Source organism: Pseudomonas promysalinigenes, from assembly GCF_014269025.2.
In the GTDB taxonomy this organism is placed as follows: Bacteria; Pseudomonadota; Gammaproteobacteria; order Pseudomonadales; family Pseudomonadaceae; genus Aquipseudomonas; species Aquipseudomonas promysalinigenes.
This window is the reverse complement of the sequence record NZ_CP077094.1, coordinates 419,943-434,297: the sequence shown is the minus strand read 5'-3', so window position 1 is coordinate 434,297 and position 14,355 is coordinate 419,943. Positions and strand designations below refer to the sequence as shown.

10 protein-coding genes and 1 tRNA gene are annotated in these 14,355 nt (G+C 60.5%); 9 read left to right on the top strand and 2 right to left on the bottom strand.

Going from position 1 to position 14,355, the window contains the following annotated elements; translation table 11 throughout:
• The first annotated feature begins 51 nt into the window (after window positions 1-51).
• Window positions 52-621: a glycerol-3-phosphate 1-O-acyltransferase PlsY gene (gene plsY / locus HU725_RS01955; RefSeq protein WP_186478633.1), complete on the top strand. Its 570-nt coding sequence runs from the start codon at window positions 52-54 to the stop codon at window positions 619-621.
• Window positions 622-636: 15 nt separating this feature from the next.
• Here the strand turns inward: plsY and tsaD are convergent, their stop codons facing one another.
• Window positions 637-1,662 (bottom strand): tRNA (adenosine(37)-N6)-threonylcarbamoyltransferase complex transferase subunit TsaD, encoded by a 1,026-nt coding sequence (tsaD, locus tag HU725_RS01950; protein WP_060477457.1) that lies wholly within the window; start codon window positions 1,660-1,662, stop codon window positions 637-639.
• Window positions 1,663-1,866: 204 nt separating this feature from the next.
• Here tsaD and rpsU point away from each other — a divergent pair, with 204 nt between their 5' ends.
• The 5 genes from rpsU (at window position 1,867) to HU725_RS01925 (ending at window position 10,218) form a co-directional block, all read left to right on the top strand.
• A complete protein-coding gene (gene rpsU, locus HU725_RS01945) occupies window positions 1,867-2,082 on the top strand; it encodes a 30S ribosomal protein S21 (protein ID WP_003255575.1) in 216 nt (71 codons plus the stop codon).
• 283 nt (window positions 2,083-2,365) lie between these two features.
• Window positions 2,366-4,348 carry a DNA primase gene (gene dnaG / locus HU725_RS01940; RefSeq protein ID WP_186478632.1) on the top strand — a complete coding sequence of 661 codons (1,983 nt, stop codon included), beginning with the start codon at window positions 2,366-2,368 and terminating at the stop codon, window positions 4,346-4,348.
• A gap of 67 nt (window positions 4,349-4,415) precedes the next feature.
• Entirely contained in the window at window positions 4,416-6,263 is a 1,848-nt protein-coding gene (rpoD, locus tag HU725_RS01935) for an RNA polymerase sigma factor RpoD (protein ID WP_060477455.1), read from the top strand.
• 118 nt (window positions 6,264-6,381) lie between these two features.
• Window positions 6,382-10,125 (top strand): bifunctional diguanylate cyclase/phosphodiesterase, encoded by a 3,744-nt coding sequence (locus HU725_RS01930; protein ID WP_186478631.1) that lies wholly within the window; start codon window positions 6,382-6,384, stop codon window positions 10,123-10,125.
• A 16-nt stretch (window positions 10,126-10,141) separates the two neighbouring features.
• Window positions 10,142-10,218, top strand: a tRNA-Ile gene (locus tag HU725_RS01925).
• 68 nt (window positions 10,219-10,286) lie between these two features.
• On the opposite strand, the gene HU725_RS01920 is transcribed toward HU725_RS01925, so the two are convergent.
• A complete protein-coding gene (locus HU725_RS01920) occupies window positions 10,287-10,970 on the bottom strand; it encodes a CatB-related O-acetyltransferase (RefSeq protein ID WP_186478630.1) in 684 nt (227 codons plus the stop codon).
• Between the two features lie 238 nt (window positions 10,971-11,208).
• Here HU725_RS01920 and HU725_RS01915 point away from each other — a divergent pair, with 238 nt between their 5' ends.
• The 3 genes from HU725_RS01915 to HU725_RS01905 all read left to right on the top strand — a co-directional run bounded on the left by HU725_RS01915 (window position 11,209) and on the right by HU725_RS01905 (window position 14,345).
• The gene (locus HU725_RS01915) at window positions 11,209-11,670 is read left to right on the top strand and encodes an Lrp/AsnC family transcriptional regulator (protein ID WP_186478629.1); all 462 of its coding nucleotides are present in this window, start codon (window positions 11,209-11,211) and stop codon (window positions 11,668-11,670) included.
• A 184-nt stretch (window positions 11,671-11,854) separates the two neighbouring features.
• Window positions 11,855-13,537 (top strand): flavin monoamine oxidase family protein, encoded by a 1,683-nt coding sequence (locus HU725_RS01910; protein WP_186478628.1) that lies wholly within the window; start codon window positions 11,855-11,857, stop codon window positions 13,535-13,537.
• Between the two features lie 13 nt (window positions 13,538-13,550).
• A complete protein-coding gene (locus tag HU725_RS01905) occupies window positions 13,551-14,345 on the top strand; it encodes a carbon-nitrogen hydrolase family protein (protein WP_186478627.1) in 795 nt (264 codons plus the stop codon).
• Window positions 14,346-14,355: the final 10 nt, after the last annotated feature.

Sequence of the window (14,355 nt, the reverse complement as noted above, 5' to 3'; positions counted from 1 at the left end):
AGGGCGACGGGCGCCGTTAGAATCAGGGCGTCCTCGCCCGGAATAGTTAGCATGTTTTGGTTACTGGCGCTGCTCGCCTACCTGCTTGGCTCGCTGTCCTTCGCCATCCTCCTAAGCCGCCTTTCAGGCAGCCCGGACCCGCGTTCCAGCGGATCGGGCAATGCTGGCGCCACCAACATGCTACGCCTGGCGGGCCGTAAAATGGCGATCCTGACCCTGCTGGGCGACCTGTGCAAGGGCTTGTTACCGGTTCTGCTCGCCCGCGCTGCCGGCCTTGGCCTGCAGGAGCAGGCATGGATCGGCGTTTGCGCAGTGCTCGGTCACCTGTTCCCACTGTATTTTCGGTTTCGCGGAGGTAAAGGTGTCGCCACCGCGGCCGGCATGCTCACGGCACTGTATTTTCCAGCGGCGTTACTTGCCGTCGGCGCTTGGCTTCTGACCTTCTACCTCACCCGCACAAGCTCCCTGGCGGCTCTGGTTGCTACCCCGCTGACCCTGCCACTGCTGGCTTGGCGCGAACCAGAGGCACTCCTGCCGATCGCCGTTCTGACAGTGATGATCGTCTGGCGCCACCGCAGCAATTTGCGCGACTTGTTTGCCGGGCGCGAAAGGCATTTCTGACGCCCCCGCAGGTATTCACAACGGCGGCAACTGCTCCATCGGCCAGCGGGCTTGCACGCTGATCGCCAGGTCCTGCTGCTGGCCGGCGAGCAGGCGCTGACAACCGGCGTAGGCAATCATCGCGCCGTTATCGGTACAGAACTGCGGTCGCGCGTAGTAAACATTGCCCTTCAGACCTGCCAGCATCTCTTCCAGCGAGGCACGCAATGCTTTGTTGGCACTCACACCGCCTGCGATCACCAGGCGCTTGAGGCCAGTTTGCTTGAGTGCGCGCTTGCACTTGATGGTCAGAGTCTCCACCACCGCCTGCTGGAATGCCAGGGATACGTCGCAACGGGTTTGCTCGCTGTCGTCACCAGCGCTCTTGCACTGCTGCCAAGTATTCAGAGCGAAAGTCTTGAGGCCGCTGAAGCTGAACTCAAGGCCCGGTCGGTCGGTCATTGGCCGCGGGAACACAAAGCGCCCCGGCACACCCTGCTGTGCCAGGCGGGCGATCTCCGGGCCGCCTGGGTAGTTGAGGCCGATCAGCTTGGCGGTCTTGTCGAAGGCTTCACCAGCAGCATCGTCCAGGCTCTCGCCCAACAAGGCGTACTGGCCGATGCCATCTACCCGCACCAACTGGGTATGGCCCCCGGAAACCAGCAAAGCGACGAACGGAAACTGGGGCGGGTTCTGCTCCAGCATCGGTGCCAGTAAATGGCCTTCCATATGATGCACCCCAATCGCCGGGATATCCCAGGCGAAGGCCAGGGCCTGGGCGCACGATGCGCCGACCAGCAGCGCGCCGACCAGGCCAGGGCCTGCGGTGTAGGCGATCGCGTCGATATCTGTTGCAACGCAACCGGCCTCCTCCAGCACCTGGCGGATGAGCGGTAGCATGCGTTTGACATGGTCACGCGAGGCAAGCTCGGGTACCACGCCACCAAATACGCGGTGCAGGTCGATCTGACTGAACAGCGCGTCGGCTAACAAACCGCGCTCGCTGTCGTATAATGCGACGCCGGTTTCGTCGCAGGATGTTTCTAATCCCAGTACTAGCATGGGCTCGTCCCTTGTAGGGGCTGAATTCGAAGCCGCGCATGATAGTCCCCGTGCCGGGTGCCGACCAGCGGTTTTCGATCAGAGGCTTTGCATTCCGGCGTACTAAGGGTTAACATCCGCAACCCTTGAAAACCGACGTTCTCCAGCACACCTTTGTTTTGCCAGGAGCACGTCTACCCCGGTAATGAATTAAGGTAGCCCTGGATGCCAGCCGTCAAAGTTAAAGAGAACGAACCCTTCGACGTAGCTCTGCGTCGTTTCAAGCGCTCCTGCGAAAAAGCCGGTGTACTGGCTGAAGTTCGTAGCCGCGAGTTTTACGAGAAGCCGACCGCCGAGCGTAAGCGCAAAGCAGCTGCTGCTGTTAAGCGTCACGCCAAGAAAGTTCAGCGCGAACAGCGCCGCGCCGTTCGTCTGTACTAATACAGGCGTTCTACGCTAGAGCTTCTGCCTTGCCCGGCTCACCGCCGGGCTGATGGCAGCGGTTTGCTTGGCCTTGAGCAGCTAGCTCGAGGAGCCTGCCGCAACACGCAGCGGGCAAAAGGTTTCAAAGCGTCAGAGCTGGCTTCGGCCAGGCGTGCACGTCCTGACTGACGAGCCCTCGGCAACCTGGGCTGGCGACGAGCACACACCCCCTCGTACTTCTCCTAGCATCGCTCGCCCCCGTTAGCGTTTAGACTTGCCAGTTCCAGATGACGAGACTGCCATGGCCGGGCTGATTCCCCAGAGCTTCATCGACGACCTGATCAACCGCCTCGACATCGTCGACGTGGTGAGTTCACGCGTTCAGCTGAAAAAAACCGGCAAGAACTACTCTGCCTGCTGCCCGTTCCACAAGGAAAAAACCCCATCCTTCACGGTCAGCCCCGACAAGCAGTTCTATTACTGTTTCGGCTGCGGGGCAGGTGGCAACGCCCTTGGCTTCGTCATGGACCACGACAACCTGGACTTCCCCCAGGCCGTCGAGGAACTGGCCCGTGCTGCTGGCATGGAAGTACCCAGGGAGCAAGGCCGTCGCGACAACAAACCGCGCCAGCCAACCGACTCGCCGCTGTACCCGCTGCTGGATGCAGCCTCGGAGTTCTACCGCCAGGCCCTGCGCAGCCACCCAAGCCGCAAGGCAGCAGTGGATTACCTCAAAGGCCGCGGGCTGTCCGGTGAAATCGCCAGGGACTTCGGCCTGGGTTTCGCACCACCGGGCTGGGACAACCTGCTCAAGCACCTGGGCGCCGATAGCCTGCAGCAAAAAGTCATGATTGACGCCGGCCTGCTGATCGAGAACGCCGAAAGCGGCAAACGCTACGACCGCTTCCGCGACCGGGTAATGTTCCCCATCCGTGACAGTCGCGGGCGCATCATCGCCTTTGGGGGCCGGGTATTGGGTGACGACAAGCCCAAGTACCTCAACTCACCGGAAACCCCGGTATTCCACAAAGGCCAGGAACTGTACGGGCTGTATGAGGCTCGCAAACACAACCGCAACCTCGACGAAATCATCGTCGTCGAAGGCTACATGGACGTCATCGCACTCGCCCAGCAAGGCCTGCGCAATGCTGTCGCCACCCTCGGCACCGCCACCAGCGAAGAACACCTCAAGCGCCTGTTCCGAGTAGTACCCAGCGTGCTGTTCTGCTTCGATGGCGACCAGGCCGGGCGCAAGGCCGCTTGGCGCGCACTGGAGTCCACCCTTTCTGCCCTGCAGGACGGGCGCCGGGCGCGATTTCTGTTCCTGCCCGAAGGCGAAGACCCAGACAGCCTGGTGCGCGCCGAAGGCACCGACGCATTCATGGCGCGGATCAACCAGCACGCACAACCACTGGCCGATTACTTTTTCGAGCAACTGAGCAACGAGGCCGACCCACGTTCGCTGGAAGGCAAGGCACACATGGCCACCTTGGCTGCACCGTTGATCGAAAAGATCCCCGGAGCCAACCTGCGCCAGCTCATGCGCAACCGCCTCAAAGAAATCACCGGCCTCGACCCGCAGCAGGTCGAGCAACTGGCACAGCATGCCCCAGCGGCCAGCCCGGTGCCCGATTACGACCCAGGCTATGACTACGATGCCATGGCCAGCTACACACCTGACTACGGCGACATGCCACTGCCCGACTACGCTGCCGTTCATCAGGAAACGGAGTGGAAGCCAAACAAAGGCGGGGGCAAAAAGCCTTGGAGCGATAAGCCCTGGGACAAGAACCGCAAAGGCGGCAAGCCCTGGCAACGGCGCGACGAAGCCCCGCCACGGGTACCGGCGCCAGTCGAACCGCCGACCCTGGCGGCCCTTCGCACCTTGCTGCACCACCCGCTGCTGGCCGGCAAGGTCGAGGACGCCAGCCATTTCGCCGACGAAGAACATTTGTACAGCCAGCTATTGGTAGCGTTGATCGAAGCTGCTCAGAAAAATCCTGGGCTAAGCTCAATGCAGCTGATCGCACGCTGGCACGGCACAGAACAAGGCCGCCTGCTGCGCGCGCTGGCAGAAAAGGAATGGTTGATCGTGGCTGACAACCTTGAACAACAGTTTTTCGACACCATAACTAGCTTGTCCGCCCGCCAACGCGAGCGCAGCCTGGAACAACTGCTCAGGAAATCACGTCAAAGCGAATTGACCAGCGAGGAAAAATCCCAGCTTCTCGCCTTGCTGAGCCGGAATGTTCCCGCACAAACGCCGACCTCATCTGGCGCGTGAGGCCCATGCTCGGGTATAATCCTCGGCTTGTTTTTTGCCCGCCAAGACCTTCAGTGGATAGGGTGTTATGTCCGGAAAAGCGCAACAGCAGTCTCGTATCAAAGAGTTGATCACCCGCGGTCGTGAGCAGGGCTACCTGACTTACGCGGAGGTCAACGACCACCTGCCTGAGGATATTTCAGATCCTGAACAGGTGGAAGACATCATCCGCATGATCAACGACATGGGGATCAACGTATTCGAGAGTGCTCCGGATGCGGATGCCCTTCTGTTGGCGGAAGCCGACACCGACGAAGCAGCGGCCGAAGAAGCCGCTGCTGCGTTGGCGGCAGTTGAAACCGATATCGGCCGCACGACCGACCCTGTGCGCATGTACATGCGTGAAATGGGTACCGTCGAGCTGCTGACCCGCGAAGGCGAAATCGAAATCGCCAAGCGGATCGAGGAAGGCATCCGTGAAGTCATGGGCGCCATCGCTCATTTCCCGGGCACTGTCGACTACATCCTCGGCGAATACGACCGCGTCACCGCCGAAGGTGGCCGTCTGTCAGACGTTCTCAGCGGTTATATCGACCCTGATGACAACATCGCCGCGCCGACCGACGAGGTGCCAGTCCCTGGTGCCAAGGCGCCTGCCGCCAAGGAAGAATCGGAAGACGAAGAGGAAGAAAGTGACGGCGACGACGAGGAAGAGACCGAAAGCGGTCCTGACCCTGTCATCGCGGCCCAGCGCTTCGGCGCCGTTGCCGACCAGCTTCAGGTCACGTCCAAGGTCCTGAAAAAGCACGACCGTAGCGCCAAGGAAAGCATCGAAGCGCTGCAGGCCCTTGCTGACCTGTTCATGCCGATCAAGCTCGTGCCTAAGCAGTTCGACGTTCTGGTCGAGCGTGTGCGCGATGCCTTGAGCCGTCTGCGTCAACAGGAGCGTGCGATCATGCAGCTTTGTGTGCGTGACGCCCGTATGCCGCGTGCCGACTTCCTGCGCCTGTTCCCAGGCAACGAAACCGACCAGACCTGGTCCGGTGACCTGGCCAAACGCAGCACCAAATGGGCTGCCGCCCTGGGTGAAAAGGACGCCGCGATCGTCGCCTGCCAGCAGAAGCTGATCGACCTTGAGAACGAAACCGGTCTGACCGTTGCCGAAATCAAGGAAATCAACCGTCGCATGTCCATCGGTGAGGCCAAGGCCCGCCGCGCCAAGAAGGAAATGGTCGAGGCGAACCTGCGTCTGGTGATCTCCATCGCCAAGAAGTACACCAACCGTGGCTTGCAGTTCCTGGACCTGATTCAGGAAGGCAACATCGGCCTGATGAAGGCGGTGGACAAGTTCGAATACCGTCGCGGCTACAAGTTCTCGACCTACGCCACGTGGTGGATCCGTCAGGCAATCACCCGCTCGATCGCCGACCAGGCGCGCACCATCCGTATTCCGGTGCACATGATCGAGACGATCAACAAGCTCAACCGTATTTCCCGCCAGATGTTGCAGGAAATGGGCCGTGAACCGACCCCGGAAGAGCTTGGTGAGCGCATGGAAATGCCTGAGGACAAGATCCGTAAGGTATTGAAGATCGCCAAAGAGCCGATCTCCATGGAAACCCCGATCGGTGATGACGAAGATTCGCACCTGGGCGACTTCATCGAGGACTCGACCATGCAGTCCCCAATCGACGTAGCCACGGTCGAAAGCCTCAAGGAAGCGACCCGTGACGTGCTCTCGGGGCTGACCGCACGGGAAGCCAAGGTGCTGCGCATGCGTTTCGGTATCGACATGAACACTGACCACACCCTCGAAGAGGTGGGCAAGCAGTTCGACGTGACCCGTGAACGGATCCGTCAGATCGAAGCGAAGGCGTTGCGCAAGTTGCGCCACCCGACTCGCAGCGAGCACTTGCGCTCCTTCCTCGACGAGTGATGACGAACCCCGGCCCAGGCCGGGGTTTTTCTTATCCGACAAATAGTTGTGTTCAGTTGCTCGGCAGGCGTAATGCCCGGCTACACTCGACTTCAGACCACCTGAATGCGAGGCCCCTATGCTGCCGATGCCGGCCATTCTGTTGTCGTTCCTGATGCTGTGGAACACAGCGGCCGGCGCCCTGACCCTGACAGACGATGAAAAAACCTGGCTCACTGCCCACCCGCAGTTGAGGCTGGGCGTCGACGCCTCTTGGCCACCGTTCGAATTTCGTGACCAGGAGGGCCGGTACCAGGGATTGGCCGCCGACTACATCGCTTTGATCCAGGACCGTCTTGGGGTATCACTCAAACCGGTCGAACCCACTAGCTGGACCGAGGTGCTGCAGCAGGCACGCGATGGCCGGATCGATCTATTGCCGGGGATCATGTCAACGCCCGAACGCCAAGGTTACCTGGCTTTCACCCGCCCCTACCTCGACTTCCCCATCGTTATCCTGGCCCACGAGAAAGGCCCGCAGCCACGCACGCTCAAAGACTTGTACGGGCTGAAGGTGGCGGTTGTGGAGAACTACGCCCCTCACGAACTGCTGCGTACCCATCACCCAGACCTTAACCTGGTGGCCTTGCCCAATGTGAGTTCTGCTCTGCAGGCCTTGGCCACCGATGCGGTCGACGCCGTGGTCGGCGATCTCGCCTCGAGCATCTGGAGCCTGCGCCAACTCAAACTGGAAGGGCTGTATGTCAGCGGCGACACGCCTTATCGTTACCAGCTGGCAATGGCCGCCCCCCGCGACCAGCAGGCACTGATTGGCATCCTCGACAAAGTGATAGCCGACATGTCCAGCGATGAGGTCAGTGAGATCCAGCAACGCTGGGTGGGCAATGTTGTGGACCAACGCAGCTTCTGGCAGGACACGCTGCTCTACGGCCTGCCCGCCGTGTTGTTGCTGATTGCCATTCTGGCGGCGGTCATTCGCATCAATCGCCGCCTCAGCTCGGAAATTTCCCGGCGCATAGCGCTGGAGCAGGAGCTGCGCAGCAGCGAATATCATTACCGCGGCCTGATCGAAAGCCTGTCGGCCATCGCCTGGGAGGCCGACGCCAACGACTTCACTTACAGCTATGTTTCACCCCACGCCGAAGATCTGCTGGGCTACCCGCTGCATGACTGGCTCAAGCCTGGCTTCTGGCGCAGCATTCTGCACCCTGACGATGCGCTCTGGGCCCAGGCCTTGTGCGAAAGCGAAACCGCCGCGGGGCGGGACCATAGCCTTGATTACCGGGTTATGCGCGCCGATGGCCAGCCGCTATGGGTGCGCAACATCGTCAGCATGATCGAGCACGGCCCCCGCCCGCTCATGCGTGGCCTGATGATCGACATCAGTGAAACCAAACGTACCGAAGATGCTTTGCGGCTGTCGCAACAGAAGTTCGCCTCGGTGTTCGAGCAATGCCCGGACATCCTGTTGATCGCACGGCACAGCGACGGCGTGCTGCTGGAAGTCAATGAAGCCTTCGAAGAACAAATTGGCTTAAGCCCGGGTCAGGTGATCGGCCGCACCGCCACCGAGCTCAATTTGTGGGCAAAGGAAGGTATGGGCCCGAAGCTGCTGGAGCGCCTGCATCAAGGGGGCATCCGCAATGTGGAAATGACCTTCCGGCGCAACGACGGCGAGTTGTTCACGGGGCTTACTTCAGCCGAAACCTTCGAGCTGGACGGCAGCCTGGCGCTGGTGGTGGCAGTGCGCGATATCAGCCAGCTCAAACAAACCCAGCAACAACTGCAAACCTCCGAAGAGAAGTTCGCCAAGGCTTTCCACGCCTCGCCGGACGGGCTGCTGCTGTCGCGTCAAAGCGATGGCTTGCTGCTGGAAGTCAACGAAGGTTTTTGCCGCCTGACCGGTTACGAGTTCAACACACCGATCGACCAGACTTCGTTCGATCTCGGGATCTGGGTCGACCTCAATGAGCGCAAGCGTTTGATCGGCCAGCTGGGCCGAGATGGCTTCGTGCGTGACTTCAGTTGCCACATCCGCCGCAGCGATGGGCAAATCCGCCTTTGCGAGCTATCGGCAAGGCCGCTGCCAATCGGTGGTGTGGACTGCATGCTGACCATCGCCCGTGACATCACCGAGCGCCACCTGATGCAGGAAAAACTGCAGCTGGCTGCAACCGTGTTCGAAAACACTGCCGAAGGTGTATTGATCACCGACACCGACCAACGCATCAGCGCGGTCAACCGCGCCTTCAGTGAAATCACCGGCTACAGCGAGATCGAAGCCCTTGGCCAGACCCCGCGCCTGCTTGCCTCAGGCCAGCATGACAGCGCGTTCTACATCGCCATGTGGCACCAGCTCACCGCTGAAGGCCACTGGCAAGGCGAGATCTACAACAAGCGCAAAAATGGCGAGCTGTACCCCAGCTGGCTGACGATCAGCGCCGTACGCAACAGTGAGCATGTCATCACACACTTCGTCGCGGTATTTGCCGACATTTCCAGCATCAAGCACGCCCAGGCCAAGCTCGACTACCAGGCCCACCACGACCCGCTCACCGGCCTGCCCAACCGCGCGCTGTTCGAAAACCGCCTGCAAGCTGCGTTGACCTGCGCACAAGTGTCCAACCGCCAGGGCGCAGTGCTGTTCTTGGACCTTGACCGTTTCAAACACATCAACGACAGCCTCGGCCACCCGGTCGGCGATCTATTGCTAAAAGGCATCGCGCAACGCCTCAAGGAGCAGGTGCGCGACGTCGACACCGTGGCCCGCCTGGGTGGCGACGAGTTCATCATCCTGCTGCCGGGGCTTCACAAACCCACCGATGCCCAGGCTATCGCCAACAAATTGCTAGCGTGCTTCGTCGCCCCGTTCCAGGCGGGCGAGCACGAGTTTTTCACCAGCGCCAGTATCGGCACCAGTCTCTATCCGCAGGACGGCACCGACGTCGCGACCTTGATCCGCAACGCCGACGCCGCCATGTATCGCTCCAAAGCCAAAGGCCGCAACCGTGTGGAAGCCTACACCTGCGACCTGACCGTGCAGGCCAGCGAACGCATCGCCATGGAGCATGAACTGCGCCGCGCCATCGAGCGTAACGAGATGAGCCTGAGCTTCCAGCCCAAGCTGAGCCTCAAGACCCAGACGCTGGTGGGCGCCGAAGCGTTGATCCGCTGGAGCCACCCGACCTTTGGCGAAGTACCGCCTGAGCACTTCATTCACCTGGCCGAAGAGAACGGGACCATCTTGCAGCTAGGGGACTGGGTGCTGGAGCAGGCGTGCCAGCAGATGCACAGTTGGAAGAAGACCTACAGGGCCTTTGGCCCCCTGTCGATTAACCTCGCGGGGGCACAACTACGCCAACCCAACCTTGCCAAACGTATCGAGCACCTGCTCAAGGTCTATCAACTGACGGCAGGCGACCTGCAGCTGGAAATCACCGAAAACTTCATCATGAGTCAGGCCGAAGAAGCCCTGGCCGTGCTGCATCAACTCAAGCAATTGGGCGTGCAGCTGGCGATCGATGACTTCGGCACCGGCTATTCATCGCTCAGCTACCTCAAGCGCCTGCCGCTGGACATCCTGAAAATCGACAAATCGTTCATCCGTGGCTTGCCGGATGACCCCCACGACGCCGCAATCGCCCGCGCCATCATCGCCCTGGGGCGCAGCATGCAGCTGACGATAATCGCCGAAGGGGTAGAGAACCAGGCACAGCAGCGTTTCCTTGCCGCTGAAGGCTGCGAGCAGATTCAGGGATACATCGTTAGCCTGCCATTGCCACCTGATGAATTCGCAGCGAGCTTTCTTCGTATAGCACTAAGCGATCTTTCGGATGGCACGGTATCGAAACCCTCGTTATAATCCCGGCACTTACTGAGGGCCTATAGCTCAGTTGGTTAGAGCAGAGGACTCATAATCCTTTGGTCCACGGTTCGAGTCCGTGTGGGCCCACCAAATACAAAAAGCCGCGCTCTGCGCGGCTTTTTGGTTTTTCAGGGGGCAGCACCCGAACAGCCCAAGATTCAAACCAGCTCTTGGCACCCTCGCCGCGTAATCTGGATTGTCCGATAACCTACCTTTGGAATGCTCTCCAGCGCTTCGAGGCATGCAGCCGGATCATCCAAGGGAAGCGCCTTCAGTTGCTCGATGTCACGCTCCCACCACTGCGACGCCAACAGGCGCTCGATCACTTCAGGGGGGAATCGGTAACGGATGACCTTGGCTGGGACGCCAGCAACCACCGCGTAGGGCGGTACATCCTTGGTGACCAACGAACGGGTTGCGATGACGGCACCTGTGCCGACCGACACCCCTTCCATGACCATGGCAGCATGGCCAATCCACACGTCATGGCCGATCGTTGCAAGATCAAAACGAGCGGTGTACTCAAGGCCTGTGTCCGTGTACTGGAAAGGATGTGTGCTTAGCCAGTTCAACGGGTGTGTGTGCTTTTCCTGGCCAAGAACAACACCGGTACTGATCGAACAGAAGCGGCCAATGGAGCCGACTACCTGCAACAGGCATTCGCTGCGGATGTAGGTGTTCGCCCCTACGCTAAGCTCGCGGGTATCGATAGCGACTTCCCCGATGCGTACCCCTTCCTCGATCTTGAGGGTGGACTTGCTACTGAGCTCTGAGACAGCGGTGCTGAACTTCAGCCCGCGACGGCGAATCCAGCGCTTCCAATACCAATCCGTGACCCGCATCACTGCTCCTGAATGTTCAGCATTCGGCCAGACGGTGGCCGAATGTCTGTCATGAAAACCATCGGGCATGGATTCTAACCCGCCCAGCACCACAAAGGGCGCCGCCGTACTCGCAGACACCGCACCATGTATAAGAAGTGAACAAAAGCGCTTCGCTGCCTGCCTGGCAACTCAAGCTGGGCTTGCCCTGCTGCTATAGCGCTGGATAGGCTAGCGAACCCACCGTAGAGACCCTGCCATGTCGGACGCCCGCCCCATCATTCTCGACGAAATCGACCGCCAGTTGCTCGCCCTGCTGCAGATCAACGCCCGCGAAAGCGTCGCTACCCTGGCTAGGCAACTGGGCATTGCGCGCACCACGGTCAACTCGCGCCTGGAACGTCTGGAGAAGAACAAGGTGATCACCGGCTACGGAGTGCGCCTGGGCCAACGCCTGAGTGGCGGTGGGTTGCAAGCCTATGTGGGCATCAAGGTCCAGCCACGTTCCGGCAAGGAAGTGGTGCGGCGGCTAAGCGCCATGGGGCAAGTGCAACAACTGTGTGCGGTGAGCGGCGAATTCGATTACGTGGCCTGGCTGCGCAGCGATTCGCCAGAGCAACTGGACCAACTGCTGGACCAGATTGGCAGCGTCGAGGGTGTGGAGAAAACCACCACATCGATCATCCTCAGCAGCAAGGTCGACCGCGGGCAGCCGGTTTGACTTTGGCATTGCGCAAGCCGGAGCCATCGAAATAGTCAACGCACCCGTCGAAATGACAGATAAACATGCATTCCGACGACGTTATGCATCTTAATAACGAGCACCACCCTTCATAAAATGACCTACAGCCATCTCCTATACTCAGGCTCCGCCCCACGCGCAGCCGCTCTGGCAAGGTCCATTCATGAACAAGAAAAACCGCCACCCCGCCGACGGCAAAAAACCCATCACCATTTTCGGCCCAGACTTCCCGTTCGGCTTCGATGACTGGCTAGAACACCCGGCCGGCCTGGGCACTATTCCAGCCGAGCGCCACGGCGAAGAAGTCGCGATCGTCGGCGCAGGCATCGCAGGCCTGGTCGCCGCTTACGAATTGATGAAGCTCGGCCTCAAGCCGGTTGTGTATGAGGCCTCGAAACTCGGAGGGCGCTTGCGCTCGCAAGCCTTCAACGGCACCGATGGCATCATCGCTGAACTGGGCGGCATGCGTTTTCCAGTCTCGTCCACCGCCTTCTACCATTACGTCGACAAGCTCGGCCTGCAAACCAAACCCTTCCCCAACCCGCTGACCTCAGCCTCGGGCAGTACGGTGATCGACCTTGAAGGCCAGACGTACTACGCCGAAAAGGCCAGCGACTTGCCCAAGCTGTTCCATGAGGTCGCCGATGCCTGGGCTGATGCGCTGGAAAGCGGTGCACAGTTTGCCGACATCCAGCAGGCGATCCGCGAGCGGGACGTACCTCGGCTCAAAGCCCTGTGGAACAAGCTGGTGCCGCTGTGGGACGACCGCACGTTCTACGATTTCGTCGCCACTTCGCGCTCGTTTGCCCAGTTGAGTTTCCAGCACCGCGAAGTGTTCGGCCAGGTCGGTTTCGGCACCGGGGGCTGGGATTCGGACTTCCCCAACTCCATGCTGGAGATCTTCCGCGTGGTGATGACCAATTGCGACGACCATCAGCACCTGATCGTAGGGGGCGTTGAACAGGTGCCACAAGGTATCTGGCGCCATGTGCCGGAGCGCTGCGCCCATTGGCCAGAAGGCACCAGCCTGAGCGCTTTGCATGGCGGCGCACCACGCTCAGGAGTAAAACGCATAGCACGGGCCGCCGACGGGCGCTTGGCCGTCACCGACAATTGGGGTGACACACGCCATTACGGTGCGGTGCTCGCCACCTGCCAGAGCTGGCTGCTGACTACCCAGATCGACTGTGAAGAGTCGCTGTTCTCGCAAAAAATGTGGATGGCCTTGGACCGCACCCGTTACATGCAGTCGTCGAAAACCTTCGTCATGGTCGACCGGCCGTTCTGGAAGGATAAAGACCCGCAGACCGGCCGCGACCTGATGAGCATGACATTGACCGACCGCCTGACCCGCGGCACCTATCTGTTCGACAACGGTGACGACAAGCCGGGCGTGATTTGCCTGTCCTACGCGTGGATGAGCGACGCTTTGAAGATGTTGCCGCATCCGGTTGAGAAGCGCGTGCAGCTTGCCCTGGATGCACTGAAGAAGATCTATCCGAAAACCGATATTGCCGGGCATATCATCGGCGACCCGATCACCATTTCCTGGGAGGCCGACCCGCACTTCCTCGGCGCTTTCAAAGGCGCGCTGCCGGGCCACTACCGCTATAACCAGCGCATGTACGCACACTTCATGCAGCAAGACATGCCCGCCGAACACAAGGGCATATTCATCGCTGGCGACGACGTGTCCTGGACCCCGGCCTGGGTCGAGGGCGCGGTGCAGACATCGCTCAACGCGGTGTGGGGTATCATGAACCACTTCGGTGGCCATACACACCCAGAAAACCCAGGCCCTGGCGACGTGTTCGACCAGATCGGCCCCATCGCCCTGGCTGACTAACCAAGGAGGCAACATGCGCATCGCTCTGTTTCAGGGTACCCCCAGCCCGTTGGATGTACCCGGTAACCTGCAACGCCTGCGCCACCAGGCGCACCTGGCGGCCGAGCGAGGCGCACAGTTGCTGGTGTGCCCGGAGATGTTCCTGAGCGGCTACAACATCGGCCTGGCCCAGGCAGAACGGCTGGCCGAAGCCGAAGATGGCCCTTCGGCCATGGAGGTGGTGGAGATCGCTCAGGCGCACCGCATCGCCATCGTTTACGGCTATCCCGAGCGCGCCGAGGACGGGGCGATCTACAACAGTGTGCAGTTGATCGACGCCCATGGCAGCAGCCTGTGCAATTACCGCAAGACTCACCTGTTCGGCGAGCTGGATCGGGCGATGTTCAGCGCAGGTGCCGATCACTTCCCGGTGGTGGAGCTGCAAGGCTGGAAGCTCGGCCTGCTGATCTGCTATGACATCGAATTCCCGGAAAACGCCCGGCGCCTGGCGCTGGCGGGGGCCGAGCTGATCCTTGTGCCGACCGCTAACATGGTGCCGTACGACTTCGTCTGCCAGGTGACCGTGCGCTCGCGGGCGCAGGAGAATCAGTGCTACTTGGTGTACGCCAACTATTGCGGCGCTGAGGACGAGATCCAGTACTGCGGGCAAAGCAGCATCATCGGGCCGGACGGCAGTTTGCTGGCCATGGCCGGGCGCGACGAGTGCCTTTTGCTGGCAGACCTGGAACACGACCGCCTGATGCGAGCACGCCAAGCATTCCCCTATCTGACCGATCTGCGTCAGGAGTTGAATTGGCGTAGAGGCTGAGGGGTCGCCA

Bases quoted from the DNA above. Each gene is read 5' to 3' on its own strand.
- plsY (WP_186478633.1), top strand. From the start codon at position 52: ATGTTTTGGTTACTGGCGCTGCTCGCCTACCTGCTTGGCTCGCTGTCC.
- tsaD (WP_060477457.1), bottom strand. From the start codon at position 1,662: ATGCTAGTACTGGGATTAGAAACATCCTGCGACGAAACCGGCGTCGCA.
- rpsU (WP_003255575.1), top strand. From the start codon at position 1,867: ATGCCAGCCGTCAAAGTTAAAGAGAACGAACCCTTCGACGTAGCTCTG.
- dnaG (WP_186478632.1), top strand. From the start codon at position 2,366: ATGGCCGGGCTGATTCCCCAGAGCTTCATCGACGACCTGATCAACCGC.
- rpoD (WP_060477455.1), top strand. From the start codon at position 4,416: ATGTCCGGAAAAGCGCAACAGCAGTCTCGTATCAAAGAGTTGATCACC.
- HU725_RS01930 (WP_186478631.1), top strand. From the start codon at position 6,382: ATGCTGCCGATGCCGGCCATTCTGTTGTCGTTCCTGATGCTGTGGAAC.
- HU725_RS01920 (WP_186478630.1), bottom strand. From the start codon at position 10,970: ATGCGGGTCACGGATTGGTATTGGAAGCGCTGGATTCGCCGTCGCGGG.
- HU725_RS01915 (WP_186478629.1), top strand. From the start codon at position 11,209: ATGTCGGACGCCCGCCCCATCATTCTCGACGAAATCGACCGCCAGTTG.
- HU725_RS01910 (WP_186478628.1), top strand. From the start codon at position 11,855: ATGAACAAGAAAAACCGCCACCCCGCCGACGGCAAAAAACCCATCACC.
- HU725_RS01905 (WP_186478627.1), top strand. From the start codon at position 13,551: ATGCGCATCGCTCTGTTTCAGGGTACCCCCAGCCCGTTGGATGTACCC.